Below are 23,653 nucleotides of genomic sequence, written 5' to 3' on the forward strand. Positions count from 1 at the left end.
AGGGCGTCACAGGCGGGCGGCTTTTTCAAGGTGAATTAAGGCCAGTTCCAGGATTGCTTCTTCAGCCTCAGGCTGCAGAACACACTCGGTGTCCATCGGAAGGTAGGGACGACCTGGAATATCACCCCATAGATGCGGGAAATCCGATTTGTCCCCGCCGAAGTGCATCATCGCCGCATAGGGTTTGTTGCTGCCGACCAAGGCCGAACTGTCAGTGGCACGGGAGGTGATCGAGGCGGCCAGTCCAGCGGCGCTGATCTGCAATATTTGGCCGGGCCAGTTGCCGCTTTTTTCCCGGCGCCCGGTGGTGACATCCGATAAATCAGCCCAGTCAGGTCGCCCCGGCGTGAGTACCTGAAAACCCAGAAGCGTTGCAAACGCTCGACGAGAGTTGCTCGCGGTGACGCCTTTGCGAACGCTTGGATTGATGCCGTGCATACCAAGATTGAAGCGTTCGCTGGCGTTGAGGACAACATCGCCGATGCGGTTGAGGCTTATATGAAGAAGAACTACCCGGAGCTGGAAAATTTCGATTTAAAACGCCGCAAACTCAAGCTGCGTGACGAGGTTGCCGCTGACGCCGGTTACGCAGCGGGCAAATCTGCCCAGCTACATCAAGCGGTGAACCATAACCCCCGCGCCCGTTTAACGATGGAGGTCTGATATGAACAACAACCAGTCGCCAGCCCCAAACAACAGCAGTTTTCGTTGGAACTCTGCACTGTTCGACCTTAAAGCACAGGTCGGAAGAAAGCGCATTGCTGAACTGCGTGGATCAGGTGAAATGGCACGGCGTAAAGCCGGCGCTGCGTTACGGGCGGAGCTGGTCGCGTCTGCCAGCTTCATTCGCGCCGTGGTCGAATTGTCGGGGACTGCTCCACATTCGCCGCAGGTGCTTGCGGCCCCTGGAGGCGTCCAGTGAACGCGGCGTCTTCCAATCCCGAGCGGCTCCGCTACATCAAGCTGATACACGTCGCACGCCGTGAGCTGGGCATGGACGACGATACCTACCGCTTGATGTTGGCCGGCATGAAGGGTTTGGAGGGCGCCACCTCGACCGCTGACTTGAGCGTTCCAAACCTGCTGCGGGTTTTGGAACAGCTCAAACTGAAGGGGTTTAAGGTTCGTCCAAACAAGGCACAGACACGGGCCATAGCAGGCGACGGCCAGTCTAAGAAAATTCGCTCAATGTGGTTGTCGCTCCGTGACTTGGGCGCGCTCCAGGACCCTTCGGAAGAGGCGCTGGCAAAGTTCGTCTTGAACATGACCGGCGTTGCGGCCCTGCAATGGCTTAACGGTGCCCAGGCCAGCAAGGTAATCGAGAACTTGAAACAGTGGCAGGGCCGGATAGAGCGTTCTGCCAACGCTGTGCAGGAGGGTGTATGAGTGACTTCAGAAGCAAAGGCCCTGAACTACTGATCGACCTTACCGAACACATTGCCGTTGCGCTCAATGAGCTAGTGTCGATGGATGACGGCACCGCTCGCCACGTTGCCAAGGAAGTTGCCGACCGCATGTCAGCGCATTAGGGCGGCCAGAACATCTATTTCCCAATGGGGCTGTCGGTAAAGCTGAGCCGCCGGGATCGCCAGATCTACGACGAATTCAACGGTCCGAACGTATCAACGCTTCGACGCCACCTTCCATCGACAGTACCGCCGAACGGTTGCGCCCCGAATACTTGGCCTGATACAGCGCCGCATCGGCGCGCTCGATGAACACTTCGATGCTGTCTCGGCCGGTCGGTACAAACGAATAGCAGCCCAGGCTGACTGTGACGAAGCCGGTCGGCGAACCACTGTGGGTGATGTTCTTGTCCATGACGCTGTGCCGTATCTGCTCGGAAATCGCCAGGGCGCCATGAATATCAGTATCAGGAAGCAATACCGCAAACTCTTCACCGCCATAACGCACCGCCAGATCGGCTTTGCGACGACAGCACCCCTTGAGTGCTCGCGCCACTTCGGCCAGGCAGTGATCCCCGGCGACATGGCCATAGGCGTCGTTGTAGCGTTTGAAAAAATCGATATCGAGCATGACCAGGCTTAGCGGGCTGCCTTGGCGGGCTCCCCGCCCAAACTCGATGTCCAGCGCACGCTCGAACAAGCGTCGATTGGCTAAACCGGTGAGGCTGTCGTGAGTAGCAATCAGCTCTAGCGCTTGCTGGGCCAAACGCAAGTCCGCCTCGATCCGCTCACCGTCCCGCACCTGAAGAATGAACACCCAGCCGAACAGCCCCACGCCCATGACCACCAGCGCAACGATGACACTCGATTGAACCGCCGTGGCATACCAGCCCTTGAGAATAGCGTCCTTGGACGATGCGGCAGACACCACCAGCGGGTACTTTTCCAACTGACGGTAGCCATACAAACGAACGACGCCGTCGACCAGCGAACTCATCATTGCGCTGCCGGAAGGCGCATTGGGCAGCAATTTCTGGAAAATCACGCTTTGGGCCAACGACGTGCCAATCTGCGACTCCACAAAAGGTCGTCGCGCCAGGATCGTGCCGTCGGTTAGCCCCAAAAACATTGCTCCGTTGTCATCGATGCTGAAGCTTTTGAAGAACTGATCGAAGTAGGACATCTTGATCCCGGCCAACAAGACGCCTTGAAAGTGACCGTTTTTGTCGTTGATGCGCTTGGAAATCGGAATGATCCACGCGCCGTTCTCCCGACTGCGGATCGCCGGGCCAATGTGGGCGAGGGACGAGGCATTTTGCTGATGGAATTTGAAGTACTCGCGGTCTGCCACACCCGAGCCTCGGGGCAAATCATCGAACGAGGTAATGACCCACTGTCCCTGTCCGTCGAACAGGAATATCCCGTGCAGTTGATCCAGCGCCCGCACTCGACGGGCAAAGGTTCTCTGCAACCGCGCCGTTTGCACCGGCCCAATACCTTCGGCCTGAATCCAGTCCACCAGGCTGGTCAATACCAGATCGGCCTTCATGAACGTGTCTTCAGCTTGCTGTGACATCGCTCGTGTCAGGTTCGACGATGCGACTTGCGCCAACTCCAGGTCGTGGCGGCGCGACTGCTCCAATTGCAGGTACAGCAGACCGCAGAGACACAGGCACACCGCAGCGATAAACAGCACCGCCGCCTTGAGCAGCGGTAAGCGTTTCAAAGCGCCGCCGGGGGCATGAAGCGGATCGTGAGTGGGGATTGGCAAAAGCGCTTCCTGGAAGGGCAAGTCGTGGGCAAAGGACCAAATCCCTTATATTTTGTGAGCGTAGTCTACGGCGTAGTAAGGAGCCAATGCGAACACCGTGTCTGTCAGGATAAAAGTCCCCAGACGCTACTTAGCGCCAAGACCCCCAGGGAGGAAAAATCATGAGTGATAAACACCACGCGGCGCCCATCGACACTGCTGTTTTCGATCTCGGTAATGTACTTATCCGCTGGAACCCCAGAAACCTTTACCGAAAACTGTTCGGTGACGATATTGAGGCAATGGAAACCTTTCTCGCACAGGTCTGCCCTACCGCCTGGAACGAACAGCAGGACCAGGGCCGCACGTGGCAGGAGGCGATTGCAGAGGCCGTTGCCCGGCATCCGGACCAAGAAACCTTGATCCGTGCCTATCGAGAACGCTGGGAAGAAATGCTCGACGGCGCTATAGAGGAAACCGTGACCATCCTCAATGAGCTGCATGCCAACGGTATCCGATTGCTGGCCTTGACCAACTGGTCCGCCGAAACCTTTCCGATTGCACTTCAGCGTTTCGAGTTCTTGCAGCGCTTTGAGGGGATTCTGGTTTCTGGCGCAGAAGGCGTGATCAAACCTTCGCCCGAGATCTTTCAACGGTTTCAGTCACGCTATAACGTAGCCAGTCGTCGCGCCGTGTTCATTGACGATCACCGACCGAATATTGAAGGTGCGCAGCGGATGGGGTTTCACGGGATTCAGTTCTTCAGCGCGCAGCAGTTGCGCAGTGACCTGCTAGCGCTAGGGTTGCCCCTTGACGTGGTTTGAGATCGGCAAGCCGACGAATGGGCGCTTAGGGACGCCCATTCGGACATGCGCGGATTACCGTGACGGCGGAACCCGAATATCCCCTGCCCGGCATTGGGTCTTCACACCTTTGCCGCAGGCGCCGAAGCCCAGATCCTTGCCCATGCACACCCGCACCTCCGACAGTTCAGGACCATTGCAGATCACCGCAATGCCGTCTGCCGGAATCCCGGGGTTGCTCTGGCGGAACATCGTGGCGATTTCCTGAGCTTCGAAGTAATACGACGAACTGAGGGGTTGTAGCTTCTGCGGAATGTTCACCGCACCCACAGCCTTGTCCGCCGCATTCAGGTAACCCATCGCACCGAGGCCGCTGCAAGTACCGTGCTTGGCCCACTCATGGTCGAGCAGCTTTTGGGTCGGGAACAGCGTCAGGCCCTTGGTATTTTCCGCCGGGGACAGGGTCACCAACGGTGGGCACGACTCTGGCCAGCCGCCTTGCGCGTATTGTGGCCAGAGACCGTGCAGCACAAAGCCGTAGCCTTTGGCGGCACATTGCGCATCGTCTTTATGAGTCAGGCAGAAGGTCGGCGACCAGGACAGCGTCAACAGGTAGTAATCAAACTCGCCCGCTACCGACTCTGCCTGAGGCTTGCCGTTTTGCGACTGCCGGGCCGTGCTCAGCCCGATGCTGCCGACTGTCAGCGCGATGAGCGCAACCACTGTGAAGAACTTTTTCATAAACCCACTCCTTGGGGATGATTGGTCTGGCCATCAATTGGCCAAGCGATGGTTTTGTCACGCTTGTGTTGCAAGCACATGACGCAGGACAAAACCTGCATTAACTTGATACAGCTACGATCACGCACGCACCACGATAGGAAATCGACATGAGCAAAGCAGACGAGCTCGCTGCAAAACTGAAAGACATTCAGAAAACCGGCGCTGACGCGACCACGGCAGCCGACCAGGCAATCGACAGTTGGCCGGGCCAAGTTTACGCAATGTATCACCAGATCGAATCCTGGCTACAGCCCCTGACGGAGGCCGGTCTGACACTGCGACGCAACCCCACCCATGTGTTCGAGCGCCACCCGGACGGCGCGACCTACGCCTACGCTATTGACCAACTGCTGATCGAAGGCAATCACCACGGCATCGCCTTCGTTCCTATCGTGCGTTTTACCGCCGATGGGGCAGGACGTGTCGAGATCCATTTGAAAGGCAAAGAAATCCCGCTGTTGCGCACCGTGAACGAACACGGCGAATCACAGTGGTGGTTGCAGTCGATTGAGCAATCAGGCCAGCAGCCAGATGCGGTCGCACTGACGGAGGTCAATCTGCTGTCAGTGGTTCAGGAAGGCTTGGACCTCTGACGCTCAATCGGCACCCTCTCCCTGTGGGCGGTGGCTTGCTCGCAACGCGCGAGCAAATCAACGCCCTGAGGCCTCAGTGCAGACTCCCGTCACTGGTGGACCACAACCTTGCCGATCATCTGCGGATGCAGCACGCAAAAATACTCAAACTCTCCCGGCGTAGTGAATACCCAGGAAAAGCTGTCATTGGTATCCAGCGCCCCGGACCGAAACGCCTTGTGCGTTTCGGCCACCGTGTGGGGGATTTGATCGTCGTTCACCCACGTAACTTTGGTCCCCACCGTCACGGCCAAGTCCTTGGGGCCGAACATGAACTCTTTAATATCGACTTTTACCTCCCCGGCCCACACAGGCATCGATACCATCAGGCCGACAACGACCCACCATCGCGTTTTCATACGAGCGCACTCCCCTAAACCAGTGTCGAGTCAATCAGGGCCAGCGGGTGCTCGCCCTGTGTCGCTTTCACATCGGTAATGCCCAGGTAGTTACGTAATTGATCGGCGGCCACCGTCATCGGCCCGGGTGAAGGTGCAGTGCCTGGTGCCGGCTGCGGGTAAGCCGTGCCGCGAGCGGTGTGGAAGGTGATGTTGCCTTCCACCTTCTGAATGACCTGATGAATGTGCCCGTTCAACACTGTCACCGAGCCGTAATTGCGCAGCATGGCGATGGCCTGATCGCCGTCCTCAGTGCCCCAGCCCCACGGCTGATAAATCGTCCACAACGGAATATGCGTGAACACCACAATCGGCGTGCTGGAGGTGACGGCGCGTAAGTCATCGGCCAGCCAAGCCAGTTGATCGGCCCCCAGGGTTGCCTCATGGCCCGCCTGAAAATTGAACACGTTCACCAAGCCAATGAAATGCACACCATGGTCATCGAAGCTGTACCAGCCATTGCCCTTGGTGCCCTTACCGTAACGCTCCAGGTAGAGCTTGCCGCCGCCCTCATCGAGCGTGTCGTGCTCGCCCGGCACGTAATGCACGGTGGAGGGCAAGCCTTTGAGCAACTGCGCTGCCGTGTCGAACTCTGCGGGTTTGGACAAATGGGTAATGTCACCGGTGTGGAGAATCAGCGATGGCCGCGTTGGCAGCGCGATGACCTTATCGATGGCCACTTGCAACGTCTTCAGCGGTTCGGGATTGGCGTCCTTGTTGAAGCCGATGTGCGAGTCGCTGATCTGCACGAAATGGAACGTGCTGGCCAGCGCTTTGGGATCGGACACGTTGCCATTGGCATCCAGCGCAAACGCCCGGGGAATGCCACCGCTCAGGGCCCAAATTACGCCAGCTCCGGCCCAGGCCGAGCACTTGAGCAGTGTCCGGCGATCGGAGTTCAGCGGGCCATCGGTACGTCGTTGGTGTTTTGAGTGAATGTCCATCGGTATGCCCTCGCGAGCGAACTACAGTGAGGTAGCTGACACGAGATATAACCGCGCGAGTCGGTGCTTTATTCCGCTGCGCAGCGCTATTTTTTTCCGGGAATAAAACACGGCGCATCACAGTTATAGAGGTGGGACGGTGCGGAAATCACTATGAAGCGATTTGAGGAGCTGTTTGCCCCCCACTTGGACGCTGCTTATAACCTTGCGCGCTGGCTCACCGGAAACGACAGTGCCGCGCGCGATGTCGTGCAGGAAAGCGCCCTGCGCGCCTTTCGGTTCTTACACCGTTTTACTGACGGCAATGCCAAGGCGTGGTTTCTGACCATCGTGCGCAACGAGAGCTACACCTGGCTCAAGGCTTGCGCCGGCCATCGCTGGGTCGCCATCGATGATGAACTGCTCGAGGACGACGTTGCGTTGAGTCACGGTCAAACCCCGGAATTACAGGCGATTCACCTAGAAAACACAGCGCTGGTGCAACACGCCTTGCGTGCCCTACCGCCGATTTTTCGTGAGGTGATTGTTCTGAAGGAGCTCGAAGACATGCCCTACAAGGACATCGCTCTCGTCGTTGACATCCCCATCGGCACCGTCATGTCGAGACTGGCTCGGGGCCGCGCCATGCTCAAACTCGAACTGCTGAAGTTGCACGATCATGAATGAACTCGATTGCACGGTTTGCCAGACGTTGATTCACGGCTACCTGGACCAGGAACTGGATTCGCCAAAAGCGACGAAAGTGGCTGAGCACTTGGCAGGGTGTGTCGAGTGCGCGCGACTGCATGACGAGGAGCGGTTGTTGATCGCCGGTGTGAAGCGCCAGGTGCCTTATTACCCCGCACCTACGACATTGACAGCCAGCGTGCTGGAGCAGACGAAGGCGCGCACCCGCCCTTTCGCGCGGGTGCGTAGATGGCTGGCGCCAGCGTTTTCAGCGACCGCCCTGGCCTTCGCGGTGATGCTTTATGTGGCAATGCCACCCGGCGATCAACCGCTGATGGAAGAAGCCGTTTCCAGCCACGTTCGCTCGTTGATGGGTGAGCATCTGAACGATGTCGTCTCGTCAGACCGGCACACGGTAAAACCCTGGTTCACCGGTAAACTCGATTTCTCACCACCGGTATTCGATTATTCGGCGCAGGGATTTCCATTGCTGGGTGGCCGCCTGGACTACCTGCAACACCAAACGACGGCCGCGCTCGCCTACGGGCGGGCGAAGCACATCATTAACGTGTTCATTTTGCCGACAGCCTCCGCGGATAAACCTCGACAAAGTCAGCTGATTCGCGGCTTCAACGTGGTGTCCTGGCAGCAGCATCAGATGCGCTTTGTAGTGGTGTCCGATCTGGAAAAAAGTGAGTTGGAAACGTTCAGTCAGTTACTGGAGAAAGGTGACTGAAAGGGCAGGAATTCAGGTCCTGCGCATAGAGCAATACTCAACGATGACTTGCGTGAGCGCCGTCACAATCGCCGGATCGGCCTGCGTGGAGGCAAACAGCCGAAACTGCGCATCGGGCAACGCCGGCAAACCATGCTCCTCGCCCAGCACAGCCAGTCCCGCCCCCAACTGGCCGACCGCCATCGGCGCGACCGCGAAACCGGCCAGGGCCGCGGCACGCAAAGCGACATTACTGGTGCAGAGCATCGCTGTGCGCTGGGCAATCCCGGCGCGCGCCAAACACGTCAACGCGGCTTCGCGATAAGGACACGGCGCAGGAAACAGCGCCAGCGGCAACGGTGTCGGCAATTGAGTGACCGGTTGCGCCGACCACGCCCATACCAGCGGCTCCTGCCACAACAGCAACCCTGGCGCTTGCGTATCACACAAGGAACCAATGACCAGGTCCAGGTCACCCTGCTTCAGCAGATTCAGCAACGTACCGGGAATACTCACCTGCACATCAATCTCCATACCTGGGTACTGCGCTGCAAAATCCTGCAAGGCCCGCAACAATCGCGCCTCGACAAAATCTTCGGACACACCCAGCCGCACTCGCCCGTGAAATGGCGTGCGCGTCAGTTGTGCCCAGGCATCGCGATTCAACGCCAGGATCGTGCGCGCGTAGGCGATCAGGCGCTCGCCGTCCGGCGTCAGATGCTGGGAGCGAGTTGTACGCTTCAGGAGTGGTTTGCCCGTCTGCTCTTCCAACCGCCGCAGGTGACCGCTGACCGCAGATTGTGTCAGGTGCAGCTTCTCGGCCGCTCGGCTGAAGCCTTCTTCATCGACGACAGTGACGAAGGTTTTAAGTAGCAGGGGATCGAATATAGTTAGATACGTGATCAATGACCTATTTATTTACAATTTATAGTCACTATCAAACTATGTTGCAATGCCTCGCACTTCCCACCGCACGAGGTACGCCATGACCACCCTCCTCCATATCGAATGCTCACCGCGCAAGCAGCGCTCGGCCTCGCTCGAAGTCGCCCGCAGTTTCATCACGCGCTATCAACAAAACGCCCCAGACACCGAAGTCGTCACCCTGGACCTGTGGAACATGGCACTGCCGGAGCTCGACCAACCGGCAATGGACGCCAAGTACGCCGAACTCGCTGGCACGCCCATCACGCCGGATCAACAAACAGCGTGGGACAGCCTGAAAGCCTTGGCCGCTCCGCTGTTGCAGGCAGACGTGCTGGTGTTGTCGGTGCCGCTGTGGAATTTCAGCATTCCGTACAAGCTCAAGCAGTTCATTGACCTGGTCTCCCACCAAGGCATCCTGTTCAGCTTCGACCCGGAACGCGGCCTGGAAGGCCTGCTGCATAACAAAACCGCCGTGGTCGCCTATGCCCGAGGGCTGGACTTTTCCGCGCAGTCGAACACACCGGCGCAGCAATTTGATTTTCAAAAACCTTACGTAGAGGCGTGGTTAAAGTTTGTCGGGATAAGCGATGTGTACTCAGTGATTGTGGAAAAAACCATTCTGGGCAAAGAGCTTGATCAAGCTTCCCGTGAAGCGGCTACTCAGCAGGCAATAGCCTTGGCCGACAGCCTTGATCGTCCGTTTGCGGGGTAAGCATCGAAAGCGGGTTGACGTTACCGAGTACGTTGTTCAGACGACAATAACGGCGCAGCAGCCTGCAAATCCAGAACAGGCACTTTCGATGGCACGTTCAGCGCTTTCAACACCGGAATGTCGTAGCCATAAACGTCAGGTTTAAACGCAACCCGTCCGTTACTGCCCAAGTCCACTGTCCAATACGCTAACAACACTGGCACCTTGACTGGCAACCGGATGTTCTCCGTTCTTCCGTTGGCTAATTGTTTTTGAATACCGGCGCTGTTCCAGCGCACCGGATCGTTGAACAGTAGCTCCACCAACTGCAACGGGTTCTCTACGCGGATGCAGCCCGAACTGGTCGCCCGCACGGACTTGGCAAACAACTCGCGATGCGGTGTGTCGTGCAGATAAATTGCATAGTCATTGGGGAAGCGAATCACTACCTGACCCAGCGAGTTCTCGGGCCCAGCGTCCTGGCGCAAGGTAATGCCTCTGGGGTTACTCCAATCGACAGTCAACGGATCGAGTACCTTGCCTTCCCGATCAATCGCCCGGATACGATTGGCGCTGAGGTAATTGGGATTGCTCAGAATCTTCGGCAGCATGTCTTCCTTGAGAATCGTCGGCGGCACGGTCCAGGTCGGGTTGAACGTGACATAGGTAATCTGGGCTTGAAAGATCGGCGTGCTACGAAACGGCTTACCGACCTGCACCCTGGAACGCCAGATAGGCTGACCGTCTCGATACAGCGTCACTTTGTAGCCGGCAATATCGACAACGACAAAGGTGCCTTGCAGTTTATAAAGCAGCCAGCGGGCACGCTCCATATTGACCCTGACCTGATCGATGCGCGCCTGCACCGGCACGTTCAGCGCAGCAAGTGTTGTCGGCCCAGCCACACCATCTGGCCCAAGGTATTGCTCGGTTTGATACTTCTTCACCGCCGCGATGACCGTCTCGTCGTAATCCGTGCGCTTGCTCTTTTGCGGTTCCAGATACCCCCCCGCCGCCAAGCGAGCACGTAACTGCGCAACGGCCGGGTCGTCCATCTCCGGCCTGAGCGTCTGCCCTTCGGCAACCTTCGGCCAGCCACCTCTGTCACGAACCTTGCGCAACTGCGCCAAAGCCTCACGTAACCCTCCGTAAACCGCCTCTTGCGGAGGCGCTAGCGTAAAAGCGCGGGCCACCTCATGACTGTCCAGTGCAGCGAAAAAGGCATCAACGTCTTCTCGGGGATCGACACCGGAAGCGTCGAAGTTCCAGTGCATATCGAGTCGCGAAGGATCGACCTTGCCGCGACGCAGTTGCAGTAAGGCGGTGATATACGTCCGGGTGGCCGCCATATCGAAGGCCGCTCGTTGAGCCGGGGTGGCCGAGGGGGGCTGAACTGATGCGCGCGCGCTGGCCAATTCATCAATACGAAAATCAGCGGGCTCCAACCCGTCAATCTGAGTGTCGTTCAGACTTTTCAACAGCTGGGCAACATCGCTATCTTCCGTCCACGCAGCCCGAAAGCCACGATGCACATAAAAATCCATGACCACGCGATTGACGTCTAACCGTTGGTGGCGAGGAGAGGTCAGTAAGGGCGGAAAAGCAGAGATCAGGGGCTCAAGCACGGCATGAATGGCCTGACCGACGTTGTCGCCGGGTGCCGCCTCAATCACGCGGCCAGATGGCGTTACCGGCTCAATCGACGAAGTTTCACCGCGCACAGCGCCGCTGATCAGAAAGCCCATAAAAAAAATATGGCTTATGACGAATAACCTTGATAGTTGCCTCATGAATACCCCTTAATTCCCGCACTTGAGGACGGGCAGCTTGCGCATTGCCCGGCCCGGTCAATTCACGATGAGACAACTTTATGGCGCTAGCCCGCTTCGGCTTTTTATTGACGGCACTGCTGCTGACTTCACTATCGATGCCCGCAGCCTACGCCGATTCCCTTGAAACCGCGCTGGTCAAAGCGGCCCCTGACGCCAACGCCAAGGTCATTTCGTTGGCGGTCCGCGCGTCCCAATGCAGATTGGCCCAAGGCGCAGAACCTGTCCAACGCCTCGCCGTCATCGACTACTCCCTGCCTTCCACCGAACAACGCCTATGGGTGTTCGATTTAAAGAAACGAAAACTGTTGTTCCACGAACTGGTGGCTCACGGGCGCAACAGCGGCGAGAACATGGCAAACCAGTTCTCCAACCAGAACGAAAGCAACGCATCAAGCCTTGGGCTGTACCGGACTCAGTCGAGCTACCTGGGACATAACGGCTATTCGTTGCGCATGGAGGGGTTGGAGCCAGGGTTTAATGACAATGCGTTTGACCGGGACATCGTGATTCATGGAGCCCCTTATGTCAGCCCTAAACTGGCGCGGGTGAATGGCCGTATCGGTCGTAGTCTGGGCTGTCCCGCGGTGCGACCGGCGATTGCGCATCGCCTGATTGATTCGATGAAAGATGGGCAACTGTTGTTTTCTTATTATCCGGATCGGCGTTGGTTGAAGTCCTCGGCGTTTATCAATTGCGGTGGTACGGCCATGGCGAATGCAGCGAAGCCGAAAAAAACCATCAACTAATCGTCGCGCGCGCTGTATTGAACGGATGTCGCCGGAGCCGAATCTGGAGCATTATTTGCGCGCAGGGCCGGACCGTCAGCATCGGTATGGGCTTCAACTAGCCAGCTAGAGCGACGTGCTCAGTCGAATTTAACGCCATCCTAAAAGCCCGATCACTATGAACAACATAAAAAACACGATGATGCTCAGTGGCCTGCTCGCGCTATCCCTTGGCGTTCAGGCACAGGAAAGCCCGTCACACCTCGGCAGCGTCATTCAACAAGGCCAATTGCGCGTTTGTACGACCGGCGATTACAAACCCTATACCTACAAAGCCGAGGACGGCGAATACTCAGGCATCGATATCGCGATGGCACGTTCGCTGGCCGACAGCCTCGGCGTGAAGGTTGCCTGGGTGCCGACCACCTGGAAAACCCTGATGCCGGATTTGCTGGCGGGGAAATGCGACATCGGCGTCGGCGGCATTTCCGTCACGCTGGAACGTCAGAAAAAAGCCTTCTTCAGCACCACGCTGGACGTCGACGGCAAAATCCCACTGGTACGCTGCGAAAATCAGACGCTGTACCAGACTGTCGAGCAGATCAACCAGCCCTCGGTTCGCGTGATCGAACCGGCCGGCGGCACAAATGAAGCTTTTGTTCACGCGCTTTTGCCGAATGCACAATTGATCCTTCACGACAACGTGACCCTATTCCAGGAACTGCTGGACAAGAAAGCTGACGTCATGATCACCGATGCTTCCGAGGCGCTCTATCAACAGAAACTCAAACCCGGCCTGTGCGCGGTCAATCCGAGTCAGTTCATGCAGTATGGGGAGAAGGCATATCTACTGCCGCGCGATGACGTTAGCTGGAAGATGTACGTCGATCAGTGGTTGCACCTGAGCAAGGTGACGGGCAATTACCAAAAAGTGTTGGGGCAATGGTTGGCGGTGCCAGAGACGTAATAGGACCAGTTCCTTTACGCAGCGACTGGTTAGTTTGAAATGGATTTGCGGTGTTAGATATTCAGGGAAAATATGATGTTTATGCGTTTGTGTGCCCCGTGGCTTTTGTATCTTGCTATGAGCCAGGTGTGGGCTGTGGAAGCCGAACCCAGGAAGCTGATCACTTCAACCGTCGGCGATACGAGCATCCAAGTGTCCAAGCTGGAGCCGAAGTCTAATTCGGATGACGACAGAAAAATCGTGACCTTGACGAAGGTTCCCAGCCGATAACACTCAGCAACTTCGATTTCGACGTGCTCTATACAAACCCGGACGCCACCCATTCGCCGAACATAATCGTGGGCAGCCACAGTGGCGGCGCTAACTGCTGTTATACGTTACACATCATCAGTTTTGCACCATCGCTGCATAAGCAAGATATCGAGGTCTATAATTCGGATCATATCGATATTCAAGCAGTCGCTGGTGGTGGACCGACATTGAACTTCCTGGATTTCAGTTTCGCTTTTTGGCATAGCTCATTTGCAGACAGTCCTGCACCGCCCATTTCTCTAAGTTGGAATGCCATGCAAGGACGCTATGTACTAAATATCGATGGCATGCGCAAACCTGCGCCGTCGAATGCCACGCTGGAAGAAGATGCGAATCGGCTCCTGAAGGAAGAAATAGATACCCAACACCCATGGCCGCCGACCTTACTATGGGGTGACATGCTTAAGTACATCTATTCGGGCAGCAGTGCATCGGCCCGAACCTTGATGGATACAGCATGGCAGCCAAAATGGGGCGAAAAAGAACTATTTTCTACCTGCTTTAGCCAGAAATTACAGACTGGCTGGCTCTGGGGCCACTTGGATATGGCTAACGTAATGAAGGCTGCTGGTGACTTTCCAAAGCCGATAAGTGTACCTGCATCTTGTGAAAGTTTAGTCCCGAAGCGACACCTGATGAGTCGTACATGACGAAGACCTCGCCGGTTGTAAGTCATATACCCATTTCGTTTTTGGCAAGGATGTGACGGCATGAAAAAAACAATGACAGCACTGATCAATACTTGCTTAATTTTTATAATCCCTTTGTTAGCCTGGTGTTTTGTCGCACCCTTTTTAAGCGGCACTCGCTACTATTATCTAGCCGCTAACATTGCGACTGTTCTACTTTTGTTTTCCATATCACTGTGGGGAGTTTTCAGGACAACGGTCGGGTGGCATCTGGTTGTGCGTTTGTTTTTGGGCAGTATCATTTGGGCGATTCTATTTCTTTTCTTTTTTCTTTGGTCAGCCGCGGTGGCTCTTTCGGGCGCGACAACAATGCCGTAGCTCGTTAGCCAAACTTCAGCTTCTGATTGATGCTCAATTCGTCCTGAGTCATCCGGCCATGAATCGATACACCGGAATCGGCTTATTTCACCAGAAACGGGCGTCCCTCAATGCGCCACGTCTCAGTAAATCCTACCGCTCCAAACCAGCTTTTGGGCTCGCCATCTGCTATCGACCAGACGCTATCCATACGCAAAAAATAAATATTGATGTCACATTGCCATCCCCCAGAATTGTCCTACGCTGCATTTGTTTCAGAAGGCAAATCGCTTATCCACTGCGTTAAAAGGAGCTTCACATGGGATGGTTTGACACTGTTTTGTCGATCGGCACCACCATTGGACGAGTTGCAGGTGCCCTCTCGGGTGTGCCGACGCAAAAATGCATTAGCTTTGGTCCTACAGGTGACATCAACCCTCAGTTTGGCAGCGTCGGTTTTTTCGTCGATGCCAACGGCAACACCCAAGCATTTAATAATTCGATGAGCGCTTCAGTCGGACTTAGCTTTCCGGGCGACCCGCTGCTGGGGGACGGATCAACGGACATCATCCTAGCTCCGACTCAAAAAATTGAAATGGGCCCAGCTTTTAATAGTGCGGCGGCAGCGGGATTTGATAATTTTCAGATCATGCCAACTCTATCGTTGACGGCAGATTCCAATAATGTCGGTGGTTCCGGTGGCTCCAATATACATTCCTCGACCACACAAACTGCTACAACCGGCCTGGCTGTGAAGGTTGGGCCTTATCTCAGTGCGACCTTAAATACTTCAAATCGCACATTACAGATAGCGGTAATTGGAACATTGGCTCTCACTGGAATCGTTCTCCTGAATGTTCGTGGTGCTGGTGACACGGTCGTGAAGATCATTAATGCAGTCAGAAAACCTTCTGACGCAAATTCCGATAATCCGCAAACTATTACCGTGGACATCCCCGTCGGACTAAATATTGATAACGGCTTGACGTTCATCGAGATCGACGCTGCTGTTGAGGGGGCGCTCAGCACCTTTGTGCCAGATCACTATCCGGCAAAATCAGTAAAATTGACCGAAGCTGATCATGCACTGATCGCAGCCATGACCGCAGTCCAATAATATGACTTTCACTATCCTCGACAAGTCCCTTCCAGTGGGCCAGGTAAATCAACCGTATAGCTTCACTTTAGCCGCAACAGGCGGTACGAAGCCGTACATTTGGTCGTGTTTATTACCAGAGGGGCTGTCGATCGATAGTGCAAGCGGTGCGATTCAAGGCACCGTCAAAACGGTGATCGCACAAACAGTCCTGGTAAAAGTTAAAGACAGTGGAAGTCCGCCCATGTCTTCGACGGCCTACTTTCAGCTTACTGTAACGGCAGAAACGCTTGCGATCAAAACAAGCAATCTTCCTGCCGGTGAAGTTAGCCAGGTATATTTCACGAGTATTTTGGCCGTCGGCGGCCAGACGCCTTACACCTTCTCAATTCTAAGTGGCACCCTTCCCCTCGGGCTTATTTTTGATGGTTCAGGAACCATTAGTGGCGTACCGTCGTCCGGTTCTTCGACACTGGTCTTCGGTGTAACCGATTTTCTTGGTGTACAAGCACAAAAAAACCTGACTATTTCCGTCGCATCGCCGGTTGTGATTACATCCAAGAGCCTAATCACCGGGATAACAGGTTCGCCTTATATGGCAACACTTAGTGTCTCAGGCGGACAAGCACCCTTCTTATTTTCAATAGTCAGCGGGGCGTTACCACCGGGGATCACGATGTCCCCCTCCGGAGTTATTTCTGGAGTTTGCACTTCAGTGGCGACTGCAGTTTTTGTTGTTTCGGTAACAGATGCTTTTAGCGCTAGCGCCACAGGTAGTTTGAGCCTGACAGTCGAATCCAAACCGATTATCAGTACAACGTCGCTCCCCCCCGCAGTTATAGACACTGCATATTTCTTTAAAATTACGGCTTCCGGAGGACATGAACCTTATACCTGGTCGCTTCCTGGCGGCGGTCCAGATTTTAGTATCAGCCAATCAGGTGAAATCACAGGAACTCCGAAACAGCTACACGCCTACTCAATGAGTATAAAAATCATCGATGGCTTGGGAGTTATAGCAACCGCCGATCTAATTCTGAATGTGAAACCGCTAGGCCAGTGGACAAGTCTTTACACAGACAAAAACCTCACGCAAAGCACTGCCATGTCACTCATTGACGGAACATTTGTCATGGTGAGTGGACTTCAAATAGGGCTTCCACGAGCATGGTCTTCGGGCGACGGTCGTGTGTGGAAAAACATCGATTGCACCCCACTAAATAAAGTCATCGTTGCATTGGCAATGACCAGTGGGGCAGGAAAGGTGTGGCTTTCTGGGTCAGGATGGAATGACTCACTTGGTTATATTTATAGCTTCGACCCCCCATCAGGGAAATGGTCCTTAGTTACAAATTCAGCACCGTTCGGACGCACCGGAATGTCTGCGCTGGTTTGGTTTAACAACCAACTATGGGCTATTAGCTCTTCGGCAAATCTTGGGCAGTCCTCAAATCAAGTTTGGTCGTCCAGCGACGGCGTCACATGGCATCAGCAGCCATCACCGCCTTGGAGTTCAAGGACATACGTTGGTGCGGCGGCCCTTCACGGGCGACTCTGGATATGTGGAGGTCAGCAAGGATGGCGCTCACCCAATGTTGAAACCGATGACATCTGGTCAACAGCCGATGGGCTCAATTGGAGGCAAGAAGGACCTCCGCCATGGGCAGGGCAAAAAGATGTATGCGGTATAACACTCATTCCCACCGCTACTCATTTCTATGCGATCACAGCAAATGGGGATATTTTGGCGAACCAGTCCTTATTTTTGTGGACTATGCGGCCTGATGGCACTTGGTCCGACATCAATAGCGATACTGGTTTCTGGATTAACAACGGCTATCCAGTTGGTTTTGTTGCGACGGATGAACAAGTAATTGGCGCCAGTGGCTACCAGAGCCAAGTTCGTATGTATACGCCGAACTAGAATCACTTGCTGAGAGCGAACCGGTATTCGGCGTCAGAATTGCCGGTTCGCTCTCAGCAACAATGTTTATCTTTTACCTAGGGAAGGTCTGAAGTAGGCAGGCGTTTTTAACGGCCCTTTTGCTTGAGGCTCAAAAAATGTCGACTCAAGCGAAAATTAGTCCTTTCTCTTTCTCAGCTTCTCTTTTTTCTGCGAACAAGCGCTTTTCGTAAGCGATCCACGAACTACACCTACCTCCAGATGAGGCCGTCGTTTACCGTGGCATCTCTGGCGAGCAGTTCCATGGCAGCAAGGCTTCGTAGTCCCCAACCGATTGTGCCTGCGGCAGTCTTTCCAGTACGTGGCGCAGCCACGTATAAGGCTCCTGGCCGTTGACCTTGGCGGTCTCGACCAAACTGTAGATCTGCGCACTGGCGGTGGCACCCTTGGGCGTGTCGCTGAACAGCCATGCTTTGCGCCCGATTACAAACGGCTTTATCGCGCGCTCCGCCGCGTTGTTATCGATCGGTAAAAAACCGGCCTCCACGTATCGCTCCAGACGGCTCCAGTTGTTGGCCAAATAATTCACGGCTTTACCCAACACACTTTGCGGCGTCACTTGGGACTGTGTTTTATCCAACCAGCTTTTCAACTGCCCCAGGATCGGCAGGCTCTTCTCCTGACGACCGATAAAACGCTGTTCATCGCTAACGTCCTTGAGTTCACGCTCGATGCCGTACAGCGTCCTGCTTTGGTGTCCGCTTTGGTTTGTTTCTGGGCTTTTTCCGCGTCTGGTAAACTTCTGACGCATGGGTCTGCTGTTTTGAACATATTTGTGCATTTCTTTTGTAATCGTCAGTCCATCACATATGCAATCTTTTCATAAAGCCTTAATTTTCCGGCTTAGAATGGTATTGATCCATCCCATTTGGCGATTTTCAGTCTCCAGCACTTCTTCTGCTATCAGGTTGTCTCAGACATTCAGTCCATCAGCTCAGCCCTTTGGACTCCTTGTTTTTATATGTTGATTCACTGGACTTCCAGAAATGCATCAATTGAACTAATTATCTGAGTTTGAGACCTTCCACTTCTGGTGTGGAGTGTTCTTCACTGTGGATGGTATTTCTTCATTTGTTATTTGTCTTAGAATAACTCCGCTTTGGTATCAGCTCAGCACAGATTTCTTCAAAGCAACAGAATTCCATGGTGAATATCAGCATTCACCAATGGTTTCTTTACCTTCCTGCATTTGGGCTTTATTTATCTTTTCAATCATCTGAGCGGGTTTAATCTGCATTGAGAATGATTCTATACTATGTATCGCTTTTATATGAACGACCCCAATCCCGTCATAGAATTAGAACACTGTCTAGACACACACACACACACACACACACACACACACACACACACACACACACACACACACACGGGGGGGGGGGGGGGGGGGGGGGGGGGGGGGGGGGGGGGGGGGGGGGGGGGGGGGGGGGGGGGGGGGGGGGGGGGGGGGGGGGGGGGGGGGGGGGGGGGGGGGGGGGGGGGGGGGGGGGGGGGGGGGGGGGGGGGGGGGGGGGGGGGGGGGGGGGGGGGGGGGGGGGGGGGGGGGGGGGGGGGGGGGGGGGGGGGGGGGGGGGGGGGGGGGGGGGGGGGGGGGGGGGGGGGGGGGGGGGGGGGGGGGGGGGGGGGGGGGGGGGGGGGGGGGGGGGGGGGGGGGGGGGGGGGGGGGGGGGGGGGGGGGGGGGGGGGGGGGGGGGGGGGGGGGGGGGGGGGGGGGGGGGGGGGGGGGGGGGGGGGGGGGGGGGGGGTGTGTGCTGGCAGCCTCAGCAGGTCAGTTCGTCTCAGGCAGACATCATTGGTCCCCACTAGGCACAGTCAGGCCAGCCGTGCAGCTGCCCCTGCAGCATGGCAATCAGCTGTCCTTCTGTCAATCATGGGCACTGAAGCAACAAATAACAGATAATTGAACAGCACCAGTTGCATTGTTCAGGGCTCAATCAGTGCTCAGTTTCAATGAATAACTGACTCTTCTTATAATCCTCCTAAATCATGATGTGAACCACGTTTCACCTCAACCATTCCCATAGCACAGCAATGGTACTCTACTCTGTTAGCATTCAATGGTCTCTGAGAAAGTCTCAGAAATATCAAGTCACAGCAGAAGTTGCATCCATTTTATGATGTGGCATTATACTAATTATACGAAATGAATTCATTTCACGAAATCCTTCAATATGAGTTCTTAATTCTGTTCATTCATTTGATATCCCGTTTCTCAGAGAAGGCCCAAAGCTGTTCAGAACTCCAACGAAACCTTTCATGAAGCATTTTCTAATGTATGGCAGAACAGTTGAATGAATGAACTAAGCATTTAAAAGTCCAATTTTACTGCTTGTCTCAGATTCAACCTATTAAAACATGGCCGTGTCAGAGTTTCAATGCTGACTTGGTAAATGCCTTTCACACTTGTAACCGGACTGCCTCCATGGTGATGAAACTCCTATTAATCAAAGACTTCCAACATCAACAGTCAATATCCACTTACGTCTTCACAAACTACACAGAAGCATTCTCATTGCCACACCACACCAGATACACACACACCCCCCCCCCCCGGTGGACAGAGTCTCCCTTTTTTTTTTTTTTCCTTAAAATTGCCTTAACAATTTAACAATAGTAATATTTTCAGATGCACCAAAAGGAGAACAAAAAAAAAAAATTAAATCCAGTAATTATAGAATGGTGAAAAACTAAAAAATAAAAGTTTGTAAAGGATTTCACACTATCCTAATAATAGTGGCATACTGTAATAACTATACTCCTGCATGTTCAGCCTGGCCACAGAATCTCAAAACATCAAAAAAAAAAAAAAAAAAAAAAAAAAAAAAAAAAAAAAAAAAAAAAAAAAAAAAAAAAAAAAAAAAAAAAAAAAAAAAAAAAAAAAAAAAAAAAAAAAAAAAAAAAAAAAAAAAAAAAGAACATGGGGCTAATTTAATATATCAAATATGACTTATGTATTTGCTATTTCCAGACTTAAAACAACTTCTTCATTCCTATCCAACACTTCAACTGATTTTAGAAATAGAGTCAATAACTGAGACACGACATTTGCTAACAGCCACGTCAACGTCTTCACTATTTAAGTTAACGCCCCCAGCGGCAAGGCCAAAGGCATCCACTGCCTTTGTTGGCATTTTTGTACACCAAAAGCCAAAGGAAATCATATCGCAAGTAGCAGCAGGATCAAGCAAAACATTGTAGCCAAAGAGCTTCAACATCTTCGACTTGTATGCCGGAGTTTCCGCAGTCAAGGCACTCAAAACCCACTTGCCGATACCCGCACTAACTAAATTATTGAAAGAAAATGGATCTACCTTCGTGCGATCTATCCTTCGATCAACCAAAACCTCTTCACTGAAAATCTTCAGCTCATGGCACTTATCGTAAACGGCCTTATCAACATCAAAGATCCCTTCCAGAACCTTCACAAACCGCTCAAAGGTCTCAGCATGAACCATATCCTTATTCGTACGAGTAGTAATAAAAAACAACCAATCCTCAGTACGATTATCAGCTTGATATCTTAAAAGCTCAAATAAAGCCTCATAATAGTTATTCTGTTTCTCCTTAGGAGGCGACTCCAAAAAACTACCACACAAATCAATATTAATCACATCATACGTAGGGGCTTGCTTAATTACTGTCTGATAAGCAATTGAATTCTTATTTGACAAGCGCTCCAAATAATCTGGATGAACATCTGACGAAGGATCGATATATTGAAGCCCACGCAACTCATCCAGAGAGATAAGCTGATCCATGGTAGCGTCTTTATCCTCAGCAGCAATTGCATTCAAGCCTGTAAACCGAATACGAACTTCTTTATCAGCACAAACCGCATAAAGAGATCTAACATCGAGTAAATCTGGACCAGGCAGGCTTAAGTACTCCAGCGATCGCGACTTATTTTTAAGATCAAGGGCATCGACCAAACTGACAATTACACTATTCCATTGATTATTTCTTATGTACTGCTTACGTGGCTTATGCCACGGTAAAAACTTGGTCTTCAATGAAACTGTGCTATGACCAACATCCAAGCCAAGATCTTCTGCCAGGTCTTCCCCGCTATCCCTGCTTATCATTTCTTAATATCCAATAGAAAGATTTTACCGATGGCACTTATAAGCTTTTCTACTTCAGAAGGACTTAGACTAGATAACAGACCATAAGACTCGAGAATATTGGCAACTGCGATGAGTTTCTCCTCATGCAGCCCCATTCGCGCCTTTTCGGTACTAGTAACCGACTTAACCGTTGAAAGAACAACACTCCGGTCGATATTCAATGTACCAGGAGCATCCAAAAGGGATGGCTGCTCGCCTTTTGAAGATGAAAAAAACCGAACAACCTTGCTCTCTGTAAAACTCTCTACAACCAAATTAATATGATCTTTAATTTCGTTAATTTTTTCCTGATTTTTTACGGCAGCACCATCTTTGCTAAGCGCTTTATTCTTGCTCATAAATTGCCGAAGCGCATTATGCATCCACTTTTTTAAATACTGATAGTGTGGATGTGAAATATTAAATGACTCACGATCAATATTTAGAGCTGAGTCCAGCCCCTTTATTGCAAAAACCTCACCTGTGAGTTGCCGCAATCGTGTTTGCTCTGATATCTGATAATCCATAAATGCTGCATCAAATAGAGTACCATTCGCACCATTTATACGTATTAGAGAACCAATATGCTCCAAAGGAACGACTTTATGGTTCCAAAGCATATAATATTCAAATTCAAGCTCACCGCCCCTGTAGCTTTCTGGAACACTATTCAAAGACGGACTAGCGCCACCCACAAACATGAGTTGGCCTTTAGCCCTATCTGCAGATCCTGCGATAGAAATAGGCCTGCGCAGTTCTATATCATCAATAAACACCGAAAAAGGAAGTTCGCTTTCAATGCGTTTTGCGCAGAAGCCTAACTTTGACTCAAGCGTCTCACCCTCATCAAGCTCCACCTTTACAGGAGAACTTCCTCGTCCACCGTTACTAATCAGATATACATCAATATTATCTGAAGCTCGCACATCGAAGGGATGTTTCTCAATATATTGAACTGGCACCGAAAGACTAATAGACCATATCATTCTCAGATACGAGTCCAAGCACTCTTTAAGCTTTACATTACCGCGCTTAGCATCAACTGTTAGAAAAGAAACTTTAGATACCAGCTTCTTGAATTTCTCTAGTGGACTATCTTTTGGCGACCAAGGAAGCTCAGCGACTGTAATAAGTCGTTCAGGGTCTAGGGGATCCACCTCCCCTATGTGAAAGTCAGGAACCCTAGGTAGGTCGGCCAACTCATCTTCAAGGTCGAAATCTACCTCTTCAGCCTCCTCACCGACTTGACGCTGATATTGAATCGCGTTCCAAACCAGTTTGGATTGTAGGCTTTCCCGAACGAATGGTCGAACCTTTAGCAGAGTAATCTCAGTACCGGAAGATTCAGTATCTTCCGCTGGGACATATGTAATTTCGGCCGTACCTGTAACATACGTATCCTCATTTACTTCTGCGACTATTTCAGATTGAGGGCGAAGTATAATATCGCAAACAAGGCGCTTACTCGCCCCCTTCACTTTTGAGACAATTACAATATGGTGAGTTATCTGCGATACAGAAAACAAACCGATCCCCAACTTACCTATAAGACGCCGACCACTTGGGCTTAAATTCTTATCAAGCTCACTGGTGACATCATGATACTTCCCATCCTTGCTGCGCTTTAAACTGCCACCAATATTGCAAATGATATGCGCTAGTGTATTCTCGTCCAGACCATGGCCGTTATCACGAACAACTATCTTAGAAAATCTGGGTGCATCAGTGAAGACTCTAACCTCAGTTGCATCGGCATCATACGAATTCGCAATGAGCTCCCGCAATGCAGAAGCGGGTTCTCTATAGATGCCATCAGTAATTCTAGCGAAAACCCTTTCATTGGTTTTCAGCGTAGCCACTACCGGCGCATCATAAAATTTCGTCTTGGACAGCTGTCCTCGAAGGGCTATTTCCTCTTCAGACAACTTACCGTTTTCACCGATGTCTTCCATAA

The 23,653-nt window shown here is 52.9% G+C and carries 23 protein-coding genes and 1 pseudogene; 14 read left to right on the forward strand and 10 right to left on the reverse strand.

From position 1 onward, the window contains the following. Nucleotides 1-6 precede the first annotated feature (6 nt). Nucleotides 7-438, reverse strand: coding sequence for a phage virion morphogenesis protein (locus RHM68_RS15865; protein WP_322216383.1), 432 nt, complete (start codon nt 436-438; stop codon nt 7-9). Between RHM68_RS15865 and RHM68_RS15870 the strand changes: the two genes are divergently transcribed. From RHM68_RS15870 to RHM68_RS15885, 4 genes are read left to right on the forward strand one after another with little or no spacing between them, the layout of a single operon-like run. After that, nucleotides 433-663 (forward strand): hypothetical protein, encoded by a 231-nt coding sequence (locus RHM68_RS15870; RefSeq protein WP_322216385.1) that lies wholly within the window; start codon nt 433-435, stop codon nt 661-663. The genes RHM68_RS15865 and RHM68_RS15870 overlap by 6 nt on opposite strands. Nucleotide 664: 1 nt before the next feature. After that, nucleotides 665-922: a hypothetical protein gene (locus RHM68_RS15875; RefSeq protein ID WP_322216389.1), complete on the forward strand. Its 258-nt coding sequence runs from the start codon at nt 665-667 to the stop codon at nt 920-922. After that, complete coding sequence (locus RHM68_RS15880; protein WP_322216391.1) at nt 919-1,386, forward strand: regulatory protein GemA; 468 nt, start codon at nt 919-921, stop codon at nt 1,384-1,386. The genes RHM68_RS15875 and RHM68_RS15880 overlap by 4 nt, the downstream gene beginning before the upstream one ends. Continuing rightward, nucleotides 1,383-1,529: a Mor transcription activator family protein gene (locus RHM68_RS15885; protein WP_322216393.1), complete on the forward strand. Its 147-nt coding sequence runs from the start codon at nt 1,383-1,385 to the stop codon at nt 1,527-1,529. Before RHM68_RS15880 ends, RHM68_RS15885 begins: the two co-directional genes overlap by 4 nt. A 76-nt stretch (nt 1,530-1,605) precedes the next feature. Here the strand turns inward: RHM68_RS15885 and RHM68_RS15890 are convergent, their stop codons facing one another. Further along, nucleotides 1,606-3,177, reverse strand: a complete 1,572-nt coding sequence (locus RHM68_RS15890; protein ID WP_322216395.1) for a diguanylate cyclase — start codon at nt 3,175-3,177, stop codon at nt 1,606-1,608. Between the two features lie 161 nt (nt 3,178-3,338). Here RHM68_RS15890 and RHM68_RS15895 point away from each other — a divergent pair, with 161 nt between their 5' ends. Continuing rightward, nucleotides 3,339-3,980, forward strand: coding sequence for an HAD family phosphatase (locus tag RHM68_RS15895; RefSeq protein WP_322216398.1), 642 nt, complete (start codon nt 3,339-3,341; stop codon nt 3,978-3,980). A gap of 54 nt (nt 3,981-4,034) precedes the next feature. Here the strand turns inward: RHM68_RS15895 and RHM68_RS15900 are convergent, their stop codons facing one another. Beyond that, nucleotides 4,035-4,700 carry a ribonuclease T2 gene (locus RHM68_RS15900; protein WP_322216400.1) on the reverse strand — a complete coding sequence of 222 codons (666 nt, stop codon included), beginning with the start codon at nt 4,698-4,700 and terminating at the stop codon, nt 4,035-4,037. Between the two features lie 149 nt (nt 4,701-4,849). Here RHM68_RS15900 and RHM68_RS15905 point away from each other — a divergent pair, with 149 nt between their 5' ends. Then, nucleotides 4,850-5,335, forward strand: coding sequence for a hypothetical protein (locus RHM68_RS15905; RefSeq protein WP_322216402.1), 486 nt, complete (start codon nt 4,850-4,852; stop codon nt 5,333-5,335). 89 nt (nt 5,336-5,424) lie between these two features. Here RHM68_RS15905 and RHM68_RS15910 read toward each other — a convergent pair whose 3' ends face one another. Continuing rightward, entirely contained in the window at nt 5,425-5,733 is a 309-nt protein-coding gene (locus tag RHM68_RS15910; RefSeq protein ID WP_322216404.1) for a plastocyanin/azurin family copper-binding protein, read from the reverse strand. Between the two features lie 14 nt (nt 5,734-5,747). After that, nucleotides 5,748-6,716 carry a metallophosphoesterase family protein gene (locus RHM68_RS15915; RefSeq protein ID WP_322216407.1) on the reverse strand — a complete coding sequence of 323 codons (969 nt, stop codon included), beginning with the start codon at nt 6,714-6,716 and terminating at the stop codon, nt 5,748-5,750. A gap of 153 nt (nt 6,717-6,869) precedes the next feature. Between RHM68_RS15915 and RHM68_RS15920 the strand changes: the two genes are divergently transcribed. Next, nucleotides 6,870-7,382 (forward strand): sigma-70 family RNA polymerase sigma factor, encoded by a 513-nt coding sequence (locus RHM68_RS15920; RefSeq protein ID WP_322216410.1) that lies wholly within the window; start codon nt 6,870-6,872, stop codon nt 7,380-7,382. Beyond that, nucleotides 7,375-8,118 (forward strand): anti-sigma factor, encoded by a 744-nt coding sequence (locus RHM68_RS15925; RefSeq protein WP_322216413.1) that lies wholly within the window; start codon nt 7,375-7,377, stop codon nt 8,116-8,118. Before RHM68_RS15920 ends, RHM68_RS15925 begins: the two co-directional genes overlap by 8 nt. Nucleotides 8,119-8,130: 12 nt before the next feature. Here the strand turns inward: RHM68_RS15925 and RHM68_RS15930 are convergent, their stop codons facing one another. Further along, nucleotides 8,131-8,985, reverse strand: coding sequence for a LysR substrate-binding domain-containing protein (locus RHM68_RS15930; RefSeq protein ID WP_322223816.1), 855 nt, complete (start codon nt 8,983-8,985; stop codon nt 8,131-8,133). Between the two features lie 97 nt (nt 8,986-9,082). Between RHM68_RS15930 and RHM68_RS15935 the strand changes: the two genes are divergently transcribed. Further along, nucleotides 9,083-9,736 (forward strand): FMN-dependent NADH-azoreductase, encoded by a 654-nt coding sequence (locus tag RHM68_RS15935; RefSeq protein ID WP_322216415.1) that lies wholly within the window; start codon nt 9,083-9,085, stop codon nt 9,734-9,736. 20 nt (nt 9,737-9,756) lie between these two features. On the opposite strand, the gene RHM68_RS15940 is transcribed toward RHM68_RS15935, so the two are convergent. Continuing rightward, nucleotides 9,757-11,505 (reverse strand): L,D-transpeptidase family protein, encoded by a 1,749-nt coding sequence (locus tag RHM68_RS15940; RefSeq protein WP_322216417.1) that lies wholly within the window; start codon nt 11,503-11,505, stop codon nt 9,757-9,759. 80 nt (nt 11,506-11,585) lie between these two features. On the opposite strand from RHM68_RS15940, the gene RHM68_RS15945 reads away from it, so the two are divergent. The 5 genes from RHM68_RS15945 to RHM68_RS15965 all read left to right on the forward strand — a co-directional run bounded on the left by RHM68_RS15945 (nt 11,586) and on the right by RHM68_RS15965 (nt 17,557). Further along, on the forward strand, nt 11,586-12,293 hold the full coding sequence (locus tag RHM68_RS15945; RefSeq protein ID WP_322216419.1) for a murein L,D-transpeptidase catalytic domain family protein: 708 nt from the start codon (nt 11,586-11,588) through the stop codon (nt 12,291-12,293). A gap of 157 nt (nt 12,294-12,450) precedes the next feature. Next, nucleotides 12,451-13,239, forward strand: coding sequence for a transporter substrate-binding domain-containing protein (locus RHM68_RS15950; RefSeq protein WP_322216422.1), 789 nt, complete (start codon nt 12,451-12,453; stop codon nt 13,237-13,239). Between the two features lie 293 nt (nt 13,240-13,532). After that, nucleotides 13,533-14,201: a hypothetical protein gene (locus tag RHM68_RS15955; RefSeq protein ID WP_322216424.1), complete on the forward strand. Its 669-nt coding sequence runs from the start codon at nt 13,533-13,535 to the stop codon at nt 14,199-14,201. 655 nt (nt 14,202-14,856) lie between these two features. After that, the gene (locus tag RHM68_RS15960) at nt 14,857-15,654 is read left to right on the forward strand and encodes a hypothetical protein (protein ID WP_322216426.1); all 798 of its coding nucleotides are present in this window, start codon (nt 14,857-14,859) and stop codon (nt 15,652-15,654) included. Between the two features lies 1 nt (nt 15,655). Further along, nucleotides 15,656-17,557: a putative Ig domain-containing protein gene (locus RHM68_RS15965; RefSeq protein ID WP_322216428.1), complete on the forward strand. Its 1,902-nt coding sequence runs from the start codon at nt 15,656-15,658 to the stop codon at nt 17,555-17,557. A gap of 253 nt (nt 17,558-17,810) precedes the next feature. Here the strand turns inward: RHM68_RS15965 and RHM68_RS15970 are convergent. From RHM68_RS15970 to RHM68_RS15980, 3 genes and pseudogenes are all read right to left on the reverse strand, one after another. Next, nucleotides 17,811-18,281 (reverse strand): annotated as a pseudogene (locus tag RHM68_RS15970) (IS66 family transposase); the annotation flags it as partial. A 2,317-nt stretch (nt 18,282-20,598) separates the two neighbouring features. Continuing rightward, nucleotides 20,599-21,678 carry a PP_RS20740 family protein gene (locus RHM68_RS15975; RefSeq protein WP_322216430.1) on the reverse strand — a complete coding sequence of 360 codons (1,080 nt, stop codon included), beginning with the start codon at nt 21,676-21,678 and terminating at the stop codon, nt 20,599-20,601. Beyond that, nucleotides 21,675-23,651 (reverse strand): ATP-binding protein, encoded by a 1,977-nt coding sequence (locus tag RHM68_RS15980; protein ID WP_322216433.1) that lies wholly within the window; start codon nt 23,649-23,651, stop codon nt 21,675-21,677. Before RHM68_RS15980 ends, RHM68_RS15975 begins: the two co-directional genes overlap by 4 nt. Nucleotides 23,652-23,653 lie beyond the last annotated feature (2 nt).

Origin of the sequence: Pseudomonas sp. DC1.2 (assembly GCF_034351645.1) — a bacterium.
Taxonomy (GTDB): Bacteria; Pseudomonadota; Gammaproteobacteria; order Pseudomonadales; family Pseudomonadaceae; genus Aquipseudomonas.